Source organism: Rhizobium sp. 05L429, assembly GCF_056397645.1.
Map to the genome: position 1 here is coordinate 1 of NZ_JBFTNV010000020.1, position 19,215 is coordinate 19,215.

Genomic DNA, 19,215 nt, shown 5'->3' on the forward strand with positions numbered 1-19,215 from the left:
TCACTATCTTATCGAGCGCAGGCTTATAAGATTTGCGCGTCGTATCGTGGAGCCGCGTAGAGAAATCCAGCCTACGGATCGCTATCCCGCGGAAAATGGCGAATCTAGCGGTATTAAATCGGAGCAGAAGGTATCGAGGGTCGAAGCATGAATGCTGCCCGGCAAAAGGAGGCTTCTCCCTATCGTCTTTCGCCGCGCGAGCTCGCACTCGTTTTTATCATTACGTTTCCTCTGATTGGCACGCTCTTTCCACTGGATTCGTACCTCGGTTGGAAATCTCCGGCGCTTGCCGCTGTTGTTATTAAGAGTCCGCTTAATACGACAATAATACTTACCGTCATATTGACTTATATTGTGTGGCTTTTCAGTAGAAATCCACAGAAGTCCATATCTGCCCTAAGGCGGAACTGGATATTGTTCGTTTTTCTTCTGTGGGCGTTCTGCACATCACGTTGGATGCCTGAGCCGGGGCAATCGTTCAACAGAACAGGGCGTATGCTCGTTTTTACGCTCTATGCCGTCTATCTCGTGGAATTTGTGCCGTATCGACGGGTTCTTCAGCTTCTCGCGATAAGCTTGTGCATTTCTTGTACGATTTCGCTCTTCATGATCGTCGCGGTCCCGTCGCTTTCCTATAGCGCGGAGGATTTGCGCGGTGCCTGGCGTGGCGCGATGATACACAAGAACGTTATGGGAGGCACGGCATCGATGACCTTCCTTGTTGCCCTTGTGTCATGGCGCATGAAGCTGCTGAACCCCTACCACATCGTGGCTATTGCCTGTCTGGCGACTTTTCTGTTGCTTATCGCGAATTCGGCAACAGCGCTTTTGGCTGCATTCGTCATCACAGCCATCCTCGCGTATCTGATCTATGTGGTTAACAGGGTTTCCTACCCCTTGGTGCTGCTGTTCTTCACCGGTCTTGTGGCATCTGTTGCGGGTGTCATAATTATATCAAGCGGCATCATTTACACCCTGCTCGGACGAGATGCGGGACTGACCGGACGTGCAGAGGTTTGGGAGTTCGCCTCTTTCATGATCGACCAAAACCCCTTCTGGGGTTATGGCAACGGTATCTGGGCGACGGATTTCTTCAAGCCGATCGTTTTGCAGGAACTGCATTGGCCCGCGCCTCACGCACATAATGCCTGGCTAGATTTTCGACTGCAGTTGGGATTGCCGGGCTTGCTGTTTGCGGTAGCGATTTGGGCAATCATTGCGATGAGACTGCTCTACGCAATTTCTATTCGGCGTATCCCCGAGATGGCGCTTCCAACAGCTATATTCATATTGCTGAGTATACGTTCCTATTCCGAGACGATCATCGTCGACCCTTCGTTGAATGAGACCTTTTGGCTCGCCTTCTCCTACGCTGCTTTTGCAGCCCTGCCGGTTCGCGAGCGACTTCGCCGTCGTCAACAGGCGCCTGCTCGCAGATCCTGGAAAGGGTCAACGTCTGTTATTCCCAAGCAGGCATTTGTGCACGAGCGAACGGTGCCACCTCTGAGTTGACGCGCTGCTGTCAATCACCGACTTCATTTTCTCAACTGATCGTTACGCCGTTATCAAGACGGTATCCCATCGCGAATTTAGCGTGAAGGCGCGTGGTCGAGCGCGTCAGCAATTGCATACCACATTGGTTTCTTGGCGAAATTGTCATCCAGCGGTAAGCAGCGCTGTCTCAAATGATCTTTTCTCGGCCAACCTTTATGAAGCCAGCTAAAGCGATCGGTCATACCCCAGGTGACAAGACCGACGACGGCGGGTTCGTCGAAAAGCACATTGAGGTATTGTTTGGTGTGGGCCGCGACGATTGTATCTCTCAACTTTATGTCGGGCTCGAGCCTGACGTCGCTTACATCGAGCTCCGTGGCACGTATCTTCATGCCGAGATCGGCGACCTCTGATAAAAACCGCCGATAGACGTTTTCATCGAATTCGGCGTCTGCGATCAGGTGGCTTTGAATGCCAAACCCGTCAATCGGTGCGCCCTTGGATTTGAGTTTTTCCAGAAATCCCAGGATCGCATCTCTTCGATTGCCCTGGCTCTGGTAGTAAACGCTATAGTCGTTATAGTACAATTTGGCCTTCGGATCGGCTTCTCGGGCGGCGTGAAAGCAATCCACGATGAAATCGATGCCGCCTTTATTATACGGCGTCCAGTTACGCAGGTTGTCGGGCCTGCCGTCTTCCGGCGCGATCGCCTCGTTCACGACATCCCATTCCATGACGCGTCCGCGAAAATGATTGATGATGTCGCGAGCGTGGTCGAGAACGAGTTTCTGGCCGTCATCGCCGGCAAGAATATCTTTCGTCCATACAGGAGGATTTTGATGCCAGACTGCTGTATGGCCTCTTAAAAGGAGGGTATTATCTCCGGCAAACTTGGTAATTCGGTCAGCGTTAAAATAGTTGGACTGGCGTGCCGTTGGCTGGGTGGGCCTCCATTTCATTTCATTCTCAGGAACTATCATTGCAGCGTCGCGTAGCACCGCATCCCGATAGGGCTTGAGGCTGAACAATGGTCCGGCGTTGACTTCCGTGCCGAAAACAAGGCCCCTCTTCTCGGCTCTCTGCCTCAGAGGTGTTTCGCTCGGCTCATCGGCATTGCTGACTTGAACGGAAGCGGTAGCGATCGCGGCGCCGGCAGCGAGGAGGAAAGTTCGCCGATCGATACGCCTTGCAGGCCAATGGCCGATATTATTGCGCATAAATTTCTCCGCCTGAAATTACCTATATTTTTCAGGGTCAATGTGTCAGGACAATGCCAAAGCCCAACGAATTTTTCCTTTCATAGGTGCCCCTTTTGTGTAATTTCAATTGGCAGAATGGCCTTGAAATAGCAGGAGCGTGAAGATGTCCGAAGCTGATCACCCGGTAGAGGTCTCGGTGGTAATATGCACCAGAAATCGGCACGACCAACTCGAGGAGACGCTGGATTCGCTGATGAAACTGCGGTCCAGTCATCAGTGGGAGGCGATCATTCTTGATAACGCTTCCACAGATCGAACGAAGGAAGTTATAGAGGCGTTTGCCAAGGTCTGCCCGAATGCACACTACGCATATGAGGCTCAGCGTGGACTGGGTGCAGCGCGCGATACTGCATGGCGATCAACGCGTGGCAAGATCGTTGCTTTTACCGACGATGACTGCATATTGCCGGCTGACTACATCGATCGCGTGGCGGAGGTCTTTCGTGAAGACCCGGAATTGGGCTTTATCGGAGGGCGTATCGAGCTCTTCGATCCGGACGATGCGCCGGTAACCATCGACCTGCGGGATCATAGGGTCGAAATTCCTGCCAATGCTTATGTTTCCGCAGGCATGCTTCAAGGCGCCAATATGGTGATCAGACGCGATGTCCTGGTCAAGACCGGCGGCTTTGACCGTCGCCTTGGTGCTGGTACGCCTTTCCCTTGTGAGGATATCGATGCCGTCGCGGCGGCAGTATGGGCTGGATATCGAGGCGCATACGACCCTCGTCCAGTAATTCTGCATCATCATCGTCGTAAGGCGGCCGATGTACCGGACATCCTGCTAAGCTACGATCGGGGGCGGGGCGCTTATTATATGAAGTATCTTTTGAAGCCTGAGACGCGCGCCGCCTATGTGCGCGGCTGGTGGGAAACGTCTGGCCCGGCGCACAGGCCTATAACATGGCGTCGCCTCGGACGCGAAATTGCCAGTGCAAGGGCATTCCTCGCACAGACCACGACCCGTTCAGAAAAGAGATTTTGGGGCAGCCTGCTCGGTTTTTCGGAGCATTTCGCAAAATTTGCTGCCGAGTTCGTGAGGATCGTCCGGTTTCAGAAGCGCGCACTTCCGTGATCAATAGGGAAGCGTAACCTTTTGGCGACACGCGGATGCGTGTTTGAGGCTCACTTAGTCTATGTGACCTAGCGCGCTTATGAGCCGCGCTAGGCCTTGCACTACATTCCTCGACGTTGATAAATCGCGCGCCGGACGGCGTCAGATCGCAAGGTTTTGCCGCTCCTTAAGGATGGAAATTGCCTCATCGAGCGACTGAGCGAAATAGCGGTTTTCGCTGAATGTCCCCCATGCCTTGGCAAAGCCACTGATCTTGCCATAGCTGTTATCGATGACGACGTGCGGGATATCCAGAAGGGTGCAAAGAATATGCCCGTGAAGGCGATCCGTGATGACCGTTCGCCCCTTCGACAGTAGTTCGGTTCCGGTCTTCAACCGAGCGCGCGCAACCATCTCCAGCAGATTTCCGCGGCGGTGATGCTTGTTACCTGGAAGTAACTGCCAGGGCTCGTGAGCATTGGCCGAGAGGTATGACTTGATCTTGTTGAGCTTCGAGTTGTCGGAAATTTCTTCGGGCCAGTCGACGATGAGAACTCGATCCTTCGAATATTGATGCTTCGAAATGTCGACACCGCGTGTCTCTTTGTCCTGCCGCAGGAGCATCAATAGCTCATGAGTAGGGGGCAGCCGATCTCGTTTCTCGATCATGAAAGCGCTGTCGGGGCACAGCCTGATATCCGCCTTGAAATTCTCCTTCGCAAAGTCATAGCTGCGCTGGTCGCGTACCAGCAGCACGAAATCCCTATGTGCTTCGCAGAGCGCTGCCATACTCGCAGCCTTTTCGGGCTGTTCATAGAATATCGTTTGAGGAAGCTGAATGACTCTTCTGTTTGGATAGCGTCTCAGGATTTCCTCGTGGAAATCATTGAATTCCGGCCAAAGATCGCCAAAATTTCCTCCGCCGTGAATGAAAATGGGACCGTCGCCGATTGCGCTTTCCATATCTGTCCAATTGGTGTGGTGGACTGACGAGATGTAAGCAGGCCGCAACGAAAACCGCTTAAAGAGATCGGATTCGCCGACATAAATAGCGCTGTCCCCTACGTTATTGTGATCGGGAAAGTCCACCAAAGCAAAGCGCCCATCCTTCGGCACCAGATCGCTCATAGTCGAAAGTATCGTCTTTTGCAGCTGAGACACGACGCTCATATTCTATTCTCCGTCGACAGAATTCTAATTTCTATTTCAATTTGTCAGGGCGGTGGATTGTTTGCGTTTAAAGAAGCTTTTCTTTAAATTGCTTACAACGGCTCGTGCGATGTTTTCCAACGAAGGTTGCAGCGCAAAGGCATCGGACAGCCTGCCCAGTTTCAACAGCCGTAAGGCAGTCTTGCCTTTCAGCCGACTGATCTCGCGCCTGTTCTGTTTGGAAAGGGCGGTTTGGCCGAGCGCTTCGCCGATAAAGGCACAATCCTGATGATCCGGGATATAAGGTCTATACTCCATCAAAGACAGGAGTTTTGCCGAAGTGGCGGCCTTAAGGTAGCTCTGTTCATCAGGGGAAAGAGATTGCCCGGCAAGCTCCAGTATGCTGCCAAGTGTCTTGGCGCGCTCATAGTCCGCTCGCAGACCGGGCGAAAAGTCAATATCCGGAAGGCCTTGAACGCGGCGTTTATGAGAAATTGCTGCAAGTTGAGATGCAACTGCTGCAACGCGACCATTGAGCATGGATGCGCTGGATATACTGCCGCTATGGATGCGGTATTCCCCGTGAATATCACGCAAATTATGCAGCCGACCCACGCCAAGCAGGCGCCAATAGAGATCCGTATCCTCCGCATGAACAGCGTAGCGGTACCCTCCGACCTTCCTTATCGCGTCAAGACGCACCATCAGGAAAGGGTGCATCAGATAAGGTTCCTTTGAAGGAAACCAGTCAGGGTCCGGTCGAACATCCCCATACAGTCTCGACTGGGTGCCGATCAGCTTTCCGTTCTGGTCGATATGTCGAATGTTTGAGCCTACCGCCACGCAGTCCTTGTTGTTCTGCAAGAAGTTGAGTTGCGCTTCAAAACGGTTGGGGTAGGCGAGGTCGTCGGCGTCATGTCTGGCGACAAATTCGGCGTTGCAAATTTCCAGACCGGCATTCAATGCCGATACTATCCCGCCGTTCCGCGTCGTTAGAACCTGAACTCGCTCATCGGCCTCCGCGATCTTGTTCAAGATATCCTGTGTGCGGTCGGTCGAGCCGTCGTTGACGATGATAATTCTGATGTCGCGGATGGTCTGAGACTGAATACTGGCAACAGCGGATTCAATAGTGGTCTCTGCATTGTAAGCAGGAATGAGAACGTCGATCTGAGGCATCCCCATCGATGTGCCAGTCATTCTCGATCTCCTCTTTTGCGTGAGCAGGTTGAACTTGTCCGGCGAGCGTCGTGATTGCTTATCTGCGGACTGCGTTGCGAAGAAACAGCACGTTTTCACGGCCGATATCAAAGGCAAGTACTGCGACGGACACCGCATATGCAGCCGTGAAAATTGCTCCGAATAATAATAGGCTGTATACGGTATTCAATTCGCCCAGGCCTCCCCATGTGCGGGTAGCGTAAACGGCAAAGAAAGCTGCCGCGCAGGCTAGCATTGGTACGCCGACGGGTCTGATCATGGCCTTCCAGTTCAGCGACAGCGCGCTCAACGTGGCACCAAATGAGAATGGTGTGAGGCATACAAGGCTTGCGCAATAGATCATTGCAGTGCCAGCCACACTGTCCATCCGTATGAAATAGAGGGGAGGCAAGACCAGAACAGCCTTCAGGATGACGAGCCACAACAGGGTCTGCGGACGGCCGAGTGCAGTCAGATACGATGCGTTGATGAATTGTACGCAGTGGATGCCGCCCATCAGCAGTAATGGAACCATCACATGTTCGGCGCCGGCCCATTTCTGGCCGAACATAATGTGGTTGACTTCAGGAGCCAGTGCGGCAAGGCCGCAGAATACCGGCGTTCCGAAGAACGCGCCGATCGATGAACTGCGCAGATAGAGACGTTGCAAACGCGCCTTGTCGTCCGAAACTTTGGAGAGCATCGTCAATCCCACATTGGAAATGCTGGATTGAAGCAGCTGCAGCAACAGCTGGTAAAGGCGCGAAGACACAGTAAAGAGCGCAAGCGCCGCCGGACCGTAGACAAGCAGAATGACGAAATCGATACTTCTCAGTGTAAAAAAATCGATGAGCCGCTGACCAACGACATTAAGACCGAACTTGCTAAGCCCGGGCATCGTGTTCCAGTTCAAATCACCGTTTGGTTTCCAAACGGGCTTGGCCCATAACCAGATCACGCTTGTCAGCGTCTGAGCGGCAAACTGCCCGATCAATGCCCAGGTTCCAAAGCCCATGAGCGCCATGGCAATGCCGACAACGCCGCCAATAATGATTCCGGCAAGCGTGCGCATGGCCAGAGCGCGGAACTGAACATGACGTCGATACATCGCGTCCTGAAAGCTTGCGAGTGTGAGGAATGGGCAGATCGCAGCGGTTCCAATCAGGTATGGCGCCAATCCTTCGACGTTCATCAGGTGTGCAATGTCTTCGGACAGGAAAGCGGCAATACATGCGAGAGCCGTTGAAACTATCATCGACGCGTAGAATGGTATGTTGACGTCGTGCTCCTTCAGACCCTGCTTCTGAATGAGAGCGTCGCCGTAACCGAATTCCGCGATCAGCGAAAGCATCGACATCACAAGGAACGCTGAGGATGCAATGCCGAATTGTGTCGGTGCGAGCAGGCGAGCGAGCAGGACAAATACAACCATGCTCAAGGCACGGCCACCCCAATTCTGGAACAATGACCAGAACATCGCGCTTACTGCACGGCGACGAAAGTTACTCACATCATTCATGAAGGCCACTCTTGCCGGGACGTTTCTGGTGAAGTTCGGGCTGAAAGATGCTTTTCTGGCAAAATCGGATGACCAATTGATTTTCCCGCATCAATCTTCGCCTCCTTCCATCGTCATCGCATGATGCCTAACAGGTGGGTGGCGGAGGCGCCAATTACGCGCCACCATATCGAACAACGTGTCAAACTCAAGATCCAACGGCAAACTCTTTTTGCAGAGCAATATATTTTTTGCAGAGCAATATATTCTCATCCATCATGGATCAACCTGACAGCAACCACCAATTTCGGCGCTGCTTCCGGAAAATTGGCCCACAAGTTTATTTCTTCGCATATTCGTTGCCAAATTGCCGCCATTGCCGATCTCGGTCGCCTTCCAGATCCGGGTTTATGCGGGTGAGGAAGCGCCGCATCTTTTCCCCCAAACCGGGGGAGAGAGTGCAGAGGAAGCGGTAGAGGGTCCAGCGGCTCAGCAGGGTCTCCGTGTAATATCTGGAGAAGATTATCCTCAACGCCGTCCATCGCCTGCGTGCGCGAGCGGCATCGAGTGCGGCGGCAACGGCAATCCGCTCCAGAAAACCATCCCGGGCTTTCTCATCGGTGGCCGGAAGCTCGAGCGTCTCAATGTACTCAAACAGCATGTCTTCACGGCGGTTAATGGTCGTCGATTGGGAAATCGAATCCGGATTGAGCCGGTACTCGGAGACGAAGGTGTCAATATAAGCGAAGGAGCGTTGCGCAGCGGCAAGAGCAACACGAATGCCGAAGTCGGCATCGACGGCGTGGCCAATTACTGTCTCCGGGCGATAGCGCACTTTTCGCGCCAACTCCGTCTTTATGAGGAAACCGTTGTTGGGAAGCTGTTGCTGAAGGGCTGCCGAGAGGTTCGATCTTTGCAAGCCGGCAAGTTCGTTCACACGGGAATAGCGGAGATTCCAGCGTTCTGTACGATCTAGTAATATATTTCCGGCATGATCTATCAAATGCTGCTTGCCGTATAAGCATTGCGCCTCCGGATACTGCAGCCATGCCTCGTAAAGTGTTTCGATCGCGTTGGTGTCCAGCCGATCGTCGTCATGCAGGAATATGAGATATTCCGAATTTGTGGAGTCGATCAACCAATTCAGATTGGCCGCCTGGCCGATACTCTCGGAATGTTTCCAGTATTTTATACCGATGCCGGTCTCTCGCGATAATCGGTCCACGAGTGCGACGCTTTTTCTGTCATGTGAATCGTCGCCAACCAATATCTGTGCGGGAGATATGGATTGGCTCACACAGCTCACCAACGCCGCTTCGAGAAGTCGCGGGCGATTGCAAGTCGGTATGCAAATGGAAACGCCGAATTCACGCACGCGATATTTCCTGCTTCGTGGTCGGTTATGTCTAGGTTTTTGATTCGCGAAGTAGAGATCATCATATACGCGGCACGATCTGCCGAAGCTTCTTATTGTTGCTCGAAATTACAGGCATCAACCTTTCATGGGGACGGATTTGATCATAGCGACAACTTAATTTTTACGGTGAAATACAAGGATGGCGAAAAAAAGTTTAAAAGCATTCGTTGAATTTTGTTCGATTGCACCTTCCACCAGAATTGCCGACAAACAGCCCGCGCCAAATCGAGGCCAAGGCGCGGCAATATGGCCACGACTATGCGTCTCCAGAACCTGGCCAAGGCCATAAACTCCAATATGTTAGTGACCATGAACGAAGCATCAGACATCGATAGCAAAATCAGTCGCAACAGTTCACGGGCCGGTGCCCTCGGCTGGCTGCAGAAATTGCTGGGGAAGGACGCGCCGCCGTCGAATGGAGCAGCTGAAAAGAGGCGGGCAAGGTTGAGTTTCGAACCGGACGAATTCCCCGTCATCTACGCAATCGGCGATGTGCATGGTTGTTATGACCAGCTGCTTCATGCGGAGCAGCGCATTCGCGAGGATGCTGCCATTCACGGAGAGCGTGCACTCGTGGTGACGCTCGGCGACTATGTGGATCGCGGACGTCGTTCGCGAGATGTGATCGAGCATCTTTGTCGGTCGGGGGATGAGGGGTTTAGTCGGGTTACACTGTGCGGCAATCACGAAGAGGCCTTCCGGCGGCTGCTGGAAGATCCGGGCACTTTTCCTGGATGGCTGCGTTTTGCAGGCCCGGAAACTCTATCGTCGTACGGGGTCGATGCCGCTTATCTGATGAGGCACGGCGGAGTTGCTGCGCTGGATCGCGCTTTGCGAGATGCTGTTCCGGTCGACCACCGGAAGTTTCTTCAAGAAATGCCGTCGATGTTGACGGTTGGCGATATCGTCTTCGTTCATGCTGGCCTTAGGCCAGGTGTGCCGTTGCCAGAGCAGAGGGATTCGGATCTGCTTTGGATGCGTGAGCCATTTCTGACGCGCGGGCCGGAATTACCATTGTTGGTGGTTCACGGGCACACGCCTGTACAGCGGCCCTTCTTTGGAAACGGGCGCATTGCCATCGACACCGGTGCTTTCGCGACAGGCAGGCTTACCGTACTTCGTATAATGAACCGTCAGGCAGTCGTGCTTAGCTGAGTTAGCGTCGATGCTTAAGGCAGCTTGTCGAGATTGAGGCCAAACCACGCGAGCGAAGTCTTCCTCTCTGCAGTCAGCTTTGCGCCGGCAGTCTTCACGTAGGGCAGCAGGGCCGGGCTGATCCTGGTCAAGGCCGGTCCAACCTTCCGCGAATCTCCGAGCTTGAGCAGAAGGCTCACGTCGCTCTCAACGGAGAGGTGGGCGTTTTCGAGCGTTGTGGCGTTGAGGCGATTCCAGAAATAGAGGCGGGCGAGAAGTGCGAATTCATCGGCCGGCGCGAGCCGAGCAGACATATTCAGCAACCGGGCAATCGCCTTGGGTTCTTGAACGATGATGGCACGAACGATCGCGAGTCTGAGCCAGAGGTTGCTTTCGGTCGGCATGCAGGACACGGCGTGGCGCATGTAGCTCTCGGCATCGTCGGCGGCCTTCACCCAGGCATCATAGCCGGTGATTTCGTTAGCTGCGTCAAGCCGGTTCAGCACCAGGGTCGTGCCCGCCATGACTATATCTGAACGGCAATAGTCTCCGGATACAATCGCGTCAGTCTTCGCAGCCGTTTTGATGAGCGTTTCCAGGCTGACTTGTTCCGACTGCTCAAGCCGCTCAGCAACAAGAAAGATATCGGCAAAGCGTGCCGACTGCTTGATGTCGGCGATAGCAAAAATGAGGAGTACGACTGCAGTCAGAAGAAAAAGAACAGATAGCGGAGAGGGAAGTGAAAGCGCTGCTCGCGTCAGCACCCTTTGCTGCGCGTGTCCGCTTACTCTGGCGCGTTGCCACATATCCTACCGGCTCGACCTGCTGCAGGAGCGACCTGCTCCACTGCCGACAAAATTCGCGCGAGGTAGGAGCCGTTCTCTAGACGATGAAAGGGAGAGGAGAGGCTGAACAGCCTCTCCGGAAATGCGCTAGTGGGCCTTTAAAGGCCTGGATTAGATGCTGCCGCTGACAGATTGATTGCGGATAATCGTAAAATTGCCACTGCCCGCTGCACCTGATTGGAGCGAGCCCTGGCCCTGTACAGCGCCGCCGCCGGCTTCATTGTCAGCCGGGCCGCCCAGACCTGTGGCGCCCGGACCACCAATGTCACCGCCGCCTGCCGGACCTGCACCACCTGCACCGCCGAGCGCCGCGACAGCAGTCTGGCCGGTCAGCGAAGCTTCGAATGCGGTACGGAAGCTGCCGAGCGCGGGGTTGCTCAGAATTGCTGCTGCAACCGCAGCCGCAATCTCGTCGGCGAGATCGGAATGCTGCGGACGGCAGACGTTGACGGCGCGACCAAGGCCGGCACCAATGGCTGCTCTTTGTGCGTCTGTGGTAGCCGGAGCGGCCGCCAGCGTCAGCAAGTCCGCCGTGATGTCGGTTTCAGTTGCCGTGAGATCACGAACCGAGCCGATGAGCAGGCTGTCGGACGGATTGCCCGTAAGAATGCTTGCCGGGGTCGCCTTGAAGGCGTCCATCTGCGAGCCGCTCGCTGCGCCCGGACCCGAAAAGCAGTTGCCTGCAAAAGACGACGTTGCAAAGCAAAGCGCGCCAAATGCAAAGGCGGCAGCACCTTTCGCTATGTTCTTGCCTGTGTTTACCATACCCAGCCTCCAAAAGATAACAGAGCTTATAACATAAACTCCGTTGAGCACCAGTCCGTTCAATGTAAGGCGCTCGAAGTATTGCTCAATATATTTAATTTCCGAGCTCTCGGACGGCCTCGCGCGTATCGAGGGCATCGTTAGAAACGCCCCTGACCGTGGAGGTCACCGAGTTCAGAATGTCGAGGAACTTCACAAGCTCAACAGTATGAGCGTTGGAGATATACATGACGTCCTTGTCCGTCATGCGGAACTCCTGAACTGCAAACAAGGTCGCTGGATCGCGCAGATTCGCCCGGAAGATGACTGGTACCTCGTCGCCCTTGAAGCGACTGGTATCGATGTTCAGGCGCTGAAGAGTGCTGCGGGCGACCTTGCGATAGACCACGACTTCGCGCGGATCTGCGCGGGTATCCACGAGGCCGCCGGCCTTCGCCATGGCTTCGCCCAGGGTCAGGTTCGAATCCTCGAAGTCGATTCGATTGTTGACGCCGGATGCGCCAAGCGCGATGAAGGTTCGGCGCTCGTGTTCGACCGAAACGGTGTCACCCGGCGCGAGATAGATGTTCTCTGACGGGTTCTTCAGCAGCGTTTCATAAGCGATAGACGCAGTCTTGCCGCGACGCTGAAGCGTGACGTTGGTTTCGATGTTGGCAGTCGTGAGGCCGCCTGCCGCCGAAATAGCATCTAGGATGCGATCACCGGCCGGTGAAAGAACGATCTTCTGCGGATTGTTGACGTCTCCGACGACAGCGACTTCCGAGGAGCGGCTGGTTATCGTCGTGAGAACGACCTGGGGCTCGATCGCACGGCTTGCCAGCTTGTCTTCGATATCCTGTTCGATTTCTTCCTTCATCCGACCGGCTGCGGGAACGCGGCCGGCATAAGGGATGCTGATCGTACCAGCCTTATCGATCGTCTGCTGGGGCAGGGTGATGTAGTTACCCGGACGGCTGCCCGCATCTGACGGAATGAAGAGGCCGCCTGACTGCGCTTCGAAAATCGAAACCTGCACGACATCGCCGAAACCGAGCGGAATGTCCGGAGCGCCACCGCGACCGCCAGCGAATCCGCCGCGCAGAGAGCTTGTCGGGATCTTGTCAAAATAGGGCAGAACACCTTTGTTCAGATCGATCAGAACATAGTCGATGCCGACTTTTCGGTCCGGTGTCGTTACCTTAATTGTTGCATCGCGGTCGATGTCCGTATGATCCGGACCGGATCTGGGGAGAGACGTGCAGCTGGAAAGCACGATCAGCATCGATACAACGATGCCGCTACGTCGAGTTACAGGAATGCCCATCATGACCCTACTTAATAATAGCTAGAAACTGTTTAGCGCAGTGACAACTTAAGAGACAAGTAAATATCCGACTCCGTCAGGTACTCCATACCTAACAGAAGGTTATTGTGGCAAGGGGGCAACATGGATTGTCCCGGTTATGGTAAATTAGCATGCGTTGATACGTGAAGATTCTGCGGTAATTCGAATGCAACCAAAACGAATATTCCGATCTTCTTTAATGGCAGCTTTATGTATCCATCGCCTTTAAACCGTCATATTTCAAAGACTTCGACTGAACGATCGATTCGTGAGCTGTTTGGCACGTCCTTTTTGTTTTCGCTGACTCTTTCTTCGCGCCCGCAGCAAATTGAGATGACCGCCGCCAGAAATGCCATGAAAAAGATGGCAAAACCGGGAATCTGAATCGAGAAGTCGACGGCAGAATGTGACGCTGTCAAAAGGGTTCCGGCGCAACCCAAAATAGAATAATGCCGCAGCCGATGGCGTGCTCGGTAGCCGGTCCAGAAGGCCCTTATGAGCACAAAAAAAATCAGGATAGCTACAATGGGGAATATTATCCCGAGGGTCAGGAAGCCTTCGAGGTAGGAACTATGGGCCCTGTCGACGATGCCGCCGATCCCGCAGTCGGGTGACCGGTAGGCTGAATAGACCGCGCGGAATGTGCCGAAGCCGGTTCCCTGAAGCCAGTTCTGCGAGATGGCGTGTATCGTATCGGACCATATGCAGAAGCGGCCGTCATCTGTGCCGCGTTGGTCAGCGCGCAGGATCGCTCTGCCGCCGAAAATAGCGCTAAAGATAAGGATAAGCACAATTGTGCCGGCTGCCAGCAGCCATTTTCGTGTCACGGAGCCGGCAGCCCTCGAGAAGAGCCTGGAACGCCTGCTTTTCCATTGGCTGACGAGATAGGGGATGTAAAAAACGGAGCCAAGACCCGTCACAACCAACCCCGCACGGGACTGGGTCAGCATCAGCGCTGTCAGGCATGAAAGGCCGAGCGCGGTGAACAGCCAGAAGCCGAGACCTTCGCTGAAGCTGCCCGAGGGCGCGGACGAGAATCCAAAATGAGCGCGTCCGTTTTCAGAAGCGAATGTCGCAAGCAGCAGAAATCCGAGCCCCAGGAAGGTCGCAGCCGTATTGCGGTTGACGAAGACCGCGGTCAGGCTGTCGAGATAATAGCGTTTGGCATCTGTCAGCAACATCTTCGGAAACATTAGGAACTGCCCAAGCCCGAACAGCGAGATCAGGCCTGCGCCGATAGCGAGGACCATAAGAATACGGCGAGCCCGTCTGTCTGTGTCGGCAATGATGAGGCCGGTCAGAAACGTCATGACGGGCAGTGCGATCTCCAGGAGAGACGCGAGCGTATCAGCCGGCGCCACGGAGATCGTATCTCTCGAGGCTTTAGCGAGATTATCTGCATCCCTCCAGATCGGGCTGACGAGTGAGGTCCACGGCACCTGGATCGTCTGGATGACGATCCAGGCCGACGTGATGATGAAGAGCAATAGGGCCCAGATAAATACCCAGCGTCCGCGCCGGGGTTCTCCGAAAAGCAGCAGGGCCGCTACGCCCAATGTGAACATGCAGATCGCGACTACCGCGAAAGGCGTTGCATCCACCAGGCCGAAGGGAATGACTGCAGCCAGCACGAGAGCGCTGTAGAGGCCAGCAAATATGGTCTTTAATCTATCCGTCACAGCCACGGCGAAAACTTTGATGAAATATCGGTCGCCCCTCCGGCGCCGCTGCGCCTGTCTCTGCAAGAATTAAGCGAATTTTGCAACCCCGTCCGCTTCGGGTGCGACATTCGCACCCGAAGCGGATGCCGTGCATGCGATCACCCCGAAAAGCGCGTTCCGTTAAAATTGTTCCGATTGGTTTAAAGCGAAGGAGATTCCTCCCCCGTATCATCCTGATCATCGGTCGAAGCTGGATAGAGTTTCGGACGCAGGACCAAAAGCCGGGTTCCAACCGGCATGGATATATCGACCGCGTGGCGGTCGCGAAACGGGGTACGAAAATGTTTAAGCATGCACTGGTTACGGCGGTGGCGCTTGCATCTCTGTTTACGATTCAGCCTGCCCAGGCAGCTGGTCCCGGCGGTTTCGCTCGCGGTCTGAAGACGGCGCCGGCGGTTAGTTATATTTCTGAGAAGCGCAGGACTGCCGCGCCTTTCGCGCATGTTATGTTTTGCGCACAAAATCCGAACGAGTGCGCTGCTCGCGGCGGTGCTTCCGAAGTTTCTTTAAGCGTCTTTGCAGACAAGCAGCTTCGCGCCATCAACGCCTCCGTTAATCGCACAATCCGTCCGGTCAACGACTTGCCTGGTCAGGGCGATGTCTGGCAAGTGAACGTGAAGTCGGGCGACTGCGAGGATTTCGCGCTGACAAAGCGCGACCATCTGATTGCGATGGGCTGGTCGCCGAAGGCACTGCGTATCGCTATTGCAAAGACGCCTTATGGCGAAGGCCACGCGGTTCTCGTCGTCAAGACCGATCACGGTGATCTGGTGCTCGATAACCGGACGAATGCGATCAAGACGTGGAAGGATACGGATCTTCGCTGGCTGATGATCCAGTCGGGTGACAACCCGCGGATATGGTATGAACTTTAGTGCCTTTTAAGTTTTGCCTGGATTGAAGGAATCCGGGGAAAATACGCGGCTGCATAAAGGCAACTGTCTCAAAGCGATAGTTATCTCGCCGATTCTCGGATCATTTCCGGATTGATGCAGCTTATTGCGGAGCCTGCGCTGATGGCGAAATTGTATAGGGCGATATACTTCATTAGCGGTTGTAAAGCTCTCCTAACAAAAAACCGTTGATAGCGGCGACCCCTAAAATGAACATTGGATGACTTTTCCAATGCAGTAAACCTGTGTATCAGAAACTGCGTAATGCATTATCTTGATAAACAGGTTGATATATAAAGTGTCCCTCGCGCGAACATGGCATGCGTTCCTTGCTGTTGCGATTGCAAGTGGGTTTATTAATCTGCTGCATTTGACCGGTTCACTGTTCATGCTCGAGGTGTATGATCGCATCCTGCCGAGCAAAAGCATACCATCTCTGATTGCTCTTTGTGCCCTTGTCCTATTGCTTTACGCGTTTCAAATGGGGTTTGATGTCGTTCGAGGTCAAATGCTGACCCGCGTCGCAGACATTCTGGACCAGCAACTGGAAGGGCGCATGTATAAGGCGCTGCTCAAAATGCCCTTCTCCGGAGAGGTCAGGGGCGACGGTCTGCAGGCACTTTCTGACCTCGACCAGATTCGTGGGTTTTTGTCGAGCAACGGCCCCAATGCGCTGTTCGATTTTCCATGGCTGCCATTTTACCTGCTCATTTGTTTTATGCTGCACCCCTGGATCGGCGTCAGCGTTCTTATCGGTGCGGTTATCCTGGTCGCCATAACGGTGCTGACGAACTGGTCTACCGCATCTCTGAATGAGAGCGCTGCGAGTGCCCGTGGCCAACGCAACATGTTTGCAGGTGGTAGCGTCCGTAACGCGGAAGCCATTCAGGCCATGGGCATGTCAGGCACCATGATGGTGATATGGCGTGAGCTGCACGGCCGGTACAAACGGCAGAGCCGGCGAGGCGCCGACATCTTGGGCGTCTACGGTGCTGCGTCGCGTGTGGCGCGCATGATCATCCAGTCCGGCGTCATGGCCGTGGGGGCAATTCTCGTGGTCAATGGTGACGCCACGGCGGGTAGCATCATCGCCGGCTCGATCCTGTCGGCAAAAGCCCTCTCTCCCGTGGAACAGGCGATCGGTAACTGGCGCGGCTTCACATCAGCCCGGCAGGGCTGGAAGCGCCTTCAGAAATTCTTTGAAATCGCGCCGGAAACGGAGGCGGCCCTGTCCTTGCCCCGGCCGGCATTCACCTTCTCGGTTGAGAATCTAACCGGTTCACCGCCCGGCGCGTCCGCACCCACGCTGATGGACGTTTCCTTTGAGCTTCACGCTGGAAGCGCCCTCGGGGTGATTGGACCGAGTGCGTCCGGAAAGTCCACGCTTGCCCGTCTCATTGTCGGCGCTTGGCCAATACGTCACGGCAAAGTGCGCTTTGATGGTGCAAGCCTTGACCAATGGGATATGGACGAGCTTGGTCAATATCTCGGCTATCTGCCGCAAACCGTCGAGCTGATGGCCGGTACAGTGGCGCAGAATATTGCTCGTTTCCGGCCTGACGCGACCGCCACCTCGATTATCGATGCGGCGAAAGCGGCGAATGTTCATGACCTCATCCTGAACTTGCCGGATGGCTACAAGACCAAGATCGGTTCCAACGGCGAAGCGCTTTCCGCGGGGCAAAAGCAGCGCGTTGCGCTGGCGCGCGCGCTTTATGGGGATCCATTCCTGGTCGTGCTGGATGAGCCGAATTCCAACCTCGACGCTGAAGGCGAAAACGCTCTCAGCAACGCGATCGCCAATATCAGGGCAAGGGGCGGCATTGTGATTGTTATTGCCCATCGGCCAAGCGCGCTTGCCAACGTGGACCTGGTTGCGGTTATTGCTGCCGGAAGATTGCAGCGGTTCGGCACAAAAGAAGAGATTTTCGGGCAGGTGCTGCGTCAGAATATCCGGCCGGTCACATCCGACCATCAGCCGCGAGCAATCGAAGATGCCGGGTCATCATCGGCTGCCAACGATGTATGATGAGGCCGCTATGCGTTTACGAAATATAGCAAAATTTCCGCTTGCCAAGCAGATCGCGGCGGTCATTTTATTGGCATTTGGCTTGGTCATCGGCATTTTCGGATGGGCGATGACCACCGAACTTTCCAGTGCGGTTATCGCTTCTGGCCGTGTCATCGTCGAGGGTAACACGAAGAAGATCCAGCATCTTACTGGTGGCATAGTTAGCGAAATCGACGTGAAAGAAGGCGACAGGGTAAATGCCAATCAAGTGCTCGTCCGGTTGAATGGAACCGTTGTGCAGGCCAATCTTTCGATCGCTGAGAATACGCTCGCGCAGCTCTATGCGCGCCGTGCGAGATTGCAGGCAGAGGCGTCCCGTGCATCTGAATTGATGGTTCCCGAAAAATTGTCGGATCTCACGACGTCCAAGTCGGCAACAGCGCTGGTTGCAAGCGAACAGAACCTATTTACCAGCCGCAAGAATGCGCTTGAAGGGATGAAGAGACAGGTCGCGACCCGCAAGCAGCAACTGAATGACGAAGTCGATGGCCTGACGGTCCAGATCAATGCAATTTCCGATCAGGTCAAGCTGGTTGATGAGGACATTGAGAAAGTCGATACGCTTTTCAAGAAGGGGTTGACCACGCAGCAGCGGCTCAATGACTACAAGCGACGCAAGTCAGAGCTTGAGGGGCAATTGGGGCAGGGTATTGCGGCTCGCGCGCAAACCGAAGGCAAGATCGGTGAACTCGATCTCCAGCTCTTGCAGCTAGACGAGGACCGGCAATCGGAGGTTTCCAAGGATCTGACCTCCGTCGAGGCGAGTATCGCGGAATATGAGGAGCGGCTTGCCGCAACAAAGGATCAACTCGCTCGCCTGGAGATCCGGGCGCCGATCGCCGGCCGCATTTATCAACTCAGCGTTCATAATATCAATGCGGTTGTGCAATCGGGTGAGGTTCTGATGCTCATCGTCCCGGAGCATGACGAATTGCAGGTCGAGGCAACCATCGCACCGAAGGATATCGACCAGATTTATAAGGGACAGCCGGTCGATATCCGGTTTACGGCATTCAACCAGGCAACGACGCCTGATATTGCAGGCCAGGTTTCCGTCATCTCGCCGGACCTTCAGACGGACCCGCGAACCGGTGCAACATTTTATACTCTGCGGATAACGCCGGATATGGCCACTCTGAAGAATCTGTCCGAAGGATCACTTTATCCGGGCATGCCTGCCGAAATTTTTATCAAGATCTCCGACCGGACGGTCATCTCGTATTTTGCCAAACCTTTCAAGGACAGGTTGAGACTGGCGTTTCGCGAAGAGTGATTTCAGGAAGCCTATCATTGTCCCAAAAACGGTCCGACCAAATATCTCTTTCGTCACTGTTACAGACTTGCCAAAATCTTATGCTTATCTATTAGTTAAGTTAGGCGTTTGTAACTGC

The 19,215-nt window shown here is 54.4% G+C and carries 15 protein-coding genes; 6 read left to right on the forward strand and 9 right to left on the reverse strand.

Annotation, left to right across the window (positions count from 1 at the left end):
* Positions 1-147: 147 nt before the first annotated feature.
* Positions 148-1,512, forward strand: a complete 1,365-nt coding sequence (locus tag AC1DNW_RS20635) for an O-antigen ligase family protein (protein ID WP_115037137.1) — start codon at positions 148-150, stop codon at positions 1,510-1,512.
* A gap of 77 nt (positions 1,513-1,589) precedes the next feature.
* On the opposite strand, the gene AC1DNW_RS20640 is transcribed toward AC1DNW_RS20635, so the two are convergent.
* Positions 1,590-2,711 (reverse strand): endo-1,4-beta-xylanase, encoded by a 1,122-nt coding sequence (locus AC1DNW_RS20640; protein WP_477854210.1) that lies wholly within the window; start codon positions 2,709-2,711, stop codon positions 1,590-1,592.
* A gap of 145 nt (positions 2,712-2,856) precedes the next feature.
* On the opposite strand from AC1DNW_RS20640, the gene AC1DNW_RS20645 reads away from it, so the two are divergent.
* Positions 2,857-3,828 (forward strand): glycosyltransferase family A protein, encoded by a 972-nt coding sequence (locus AC1DNW_RS20645; protein ID WP_113296360.1) that lies wholly within the window; start codon positions 2,857-2,859, stop codon positions 3,826-3,828.
* Between the two features lie 141 nt (positions 3,829-3,969).
* Here the strand turns inward: AC1DNW_RS20645 and AC1DNW_RS20650 are convergent, their stop codons facing one another.
* The 4 genes from AC1DNW_RS20650 to AC1DNW_RS20665 form a co-directional block, all read right to left on the reverse strand.
* Positions 3,970-4,977, reverse strand: coding sequence for a polysaccharide pyruvyl transferase family protein (locus AC1DNW_RS20650; RefSeq protein ID WP_113296361.1), 1,008 nt, complete (start codon positions 4,975-4,977; stop codon positions 3,970-3,972).
* A 36-nt stretch (positions 4,978-5,013) separates the two neighbouring features.
* Positions 5,014-6,156, reverse strand: coding sequence for a glycosyltransferase family A protein (locus AC1DNW_RS20655; protein WP_113296362.1), 1,143 nt, complete (start codon positions 6,154-6,156; stop codon positions 5,014-5,016).
* A 58-nt stretch (positions 6,157-6,214) separates the two neighbouring features.
* Complete coding sequence (locus AC1DNW_RS20660; protein WP_113296363.1) at positions 6,215-7,675, reverse strand: oligosaccharide flippase family protein; 1,461 nt, start codon at positions 7,673-7,675, stop codon at positions 6,215-6,217.
* 319 nt (positions 7,676-7,994) lie between these two features.
* Positions 7,995-9,029 (reverse strand): glycosyltransferase family A protein, encoded by a 1,035-nt coding sequence (locus tag AC1DNW_RS20665; protein ID WP_113296364.1) that lies wholly within the window; start codon positions 9,027-9,029, stop codon positions 7,995-7,997.
* Positions 9,030-9,317: 288 nt separating this feature from the next.
* Between AC1DNW_RS20665 and AC1DNW_RS20670 the strand changes: the two genes are divergently transcribed.
* Positions 9,318-10,226, forward strand: coding sequence for a metallophosphoesterase family protein (locus AC1DNW_RS20670; protein WP_477854211.1), 909 nt, complete (start codon positions 9,318-9,320; stop codon positions 10,224-10,226).
* Between the two features lie 14 nt (positions 10,227-10,240).
* On the opposite strand, the gene AC1DNW_RS20675 is transcribed toward AC1DNW_RS20670, so the two are convergent.
* From AC1DNW_RS20675 to AC1DNW_RS20690, 4 genes are all read right to left on the reverse strand, one after another.
* Positions 10,241-10,729 (reverse strand): hypothetical protein, encoded by a 489-nt coding sequence (locus AC1DNW_RS20675; RefSeq protein WP_477854212.1) that lies wholly within the window; start codon positions 10,727-10,729, stop codon positions 10,241-10,243.
* Between the two features lie 432 nt (positions 10,730-11,161).
* Entirely contained in the window at positions 11,162-11,815 is a 654-nt protein-coding gene (locus AC1DNW_RS20680; protein WP_113296366.1) for a hypothetical protein, read from the reverse strand.
* 94 nt (positions 11,816-11,909) lie between these two features.
* Positions 11,910-13,121, reverse strand: coding sequence for a polysaccharide biosynthesis/export family protein (locus AC1DNW_RS20685; protein WP_477854213.1), 1,212 nt, complete (start codon positions 13,119-13,121; stop codon positions 11,910-11,912).
* A gap of 251 nt (positions 13,122-13,372) precedes the next feature.
* On the reverse strand, positions 13,373-14,824 hold the full coding sequence (locus tag AC1DNW_RS20690; protein ID WP_477854214.1) for an O-antigen ligase family protein: 1,452 nt from the start codon (positions 14,822-14,824) through the stop codon (positions 13,373-13,375).
* A 128-nt stretch (positions 14,825-14,952) separates the two neighbouring features.
* Here AC1DNW_RS20690 and AC1DNW_RS20695 point away from each other — a divergent pair, with 128 nt between their 5' ends.
* The 3 genes from AC1DNW_RS20695 to AC1DNW_RS20705 all read left to right on the forward strand — a co-directional run bounded on the left by AC1DNW_RS20695 (position 14,953) and on the right by AC1DNW_RS20705 (position 19,097).
* On the forward strand, positions 14,953-15,735 hold the full coding sequence (locus AC1DNW_RS20695; RefSeq protein WP_477854215.1) for a transglutaminase-like cysteine peptidase: 783 nt from the start codon (positions 14,953-14,955) through the stop codon (positions 15,733-15,735).
* A gap of 316 nt (positions 15,736-16,051) precedes the next feature.
* Positions 16,052-17,782 (forward strand): type I secretion system permease/ATPase, encoded by a 1,731-nt coding sequence (locus AC1DNW_RS20700; protein ID WP_477854216.1) that lies wholly within the window; start codon positions 16,052-16,054, stop codon positions 17,780-17,782.
* Positions 17,783-17,792: 10 nt separating this feature from the next.
* Positions 17,793-19,097, forward strand: coding sequence for an HlyD family type I secretion periplasmic adaptor subunit (locus tag AC1DNW_RS20705; RefSeq protein WP_477854261.1), 1,305 nt, complete (start codon positions 17,793-17,795; stop codon positions 19,095-19,097).
* Positions 19,098-19,215 lie beyond the last annotated feature (118 nt).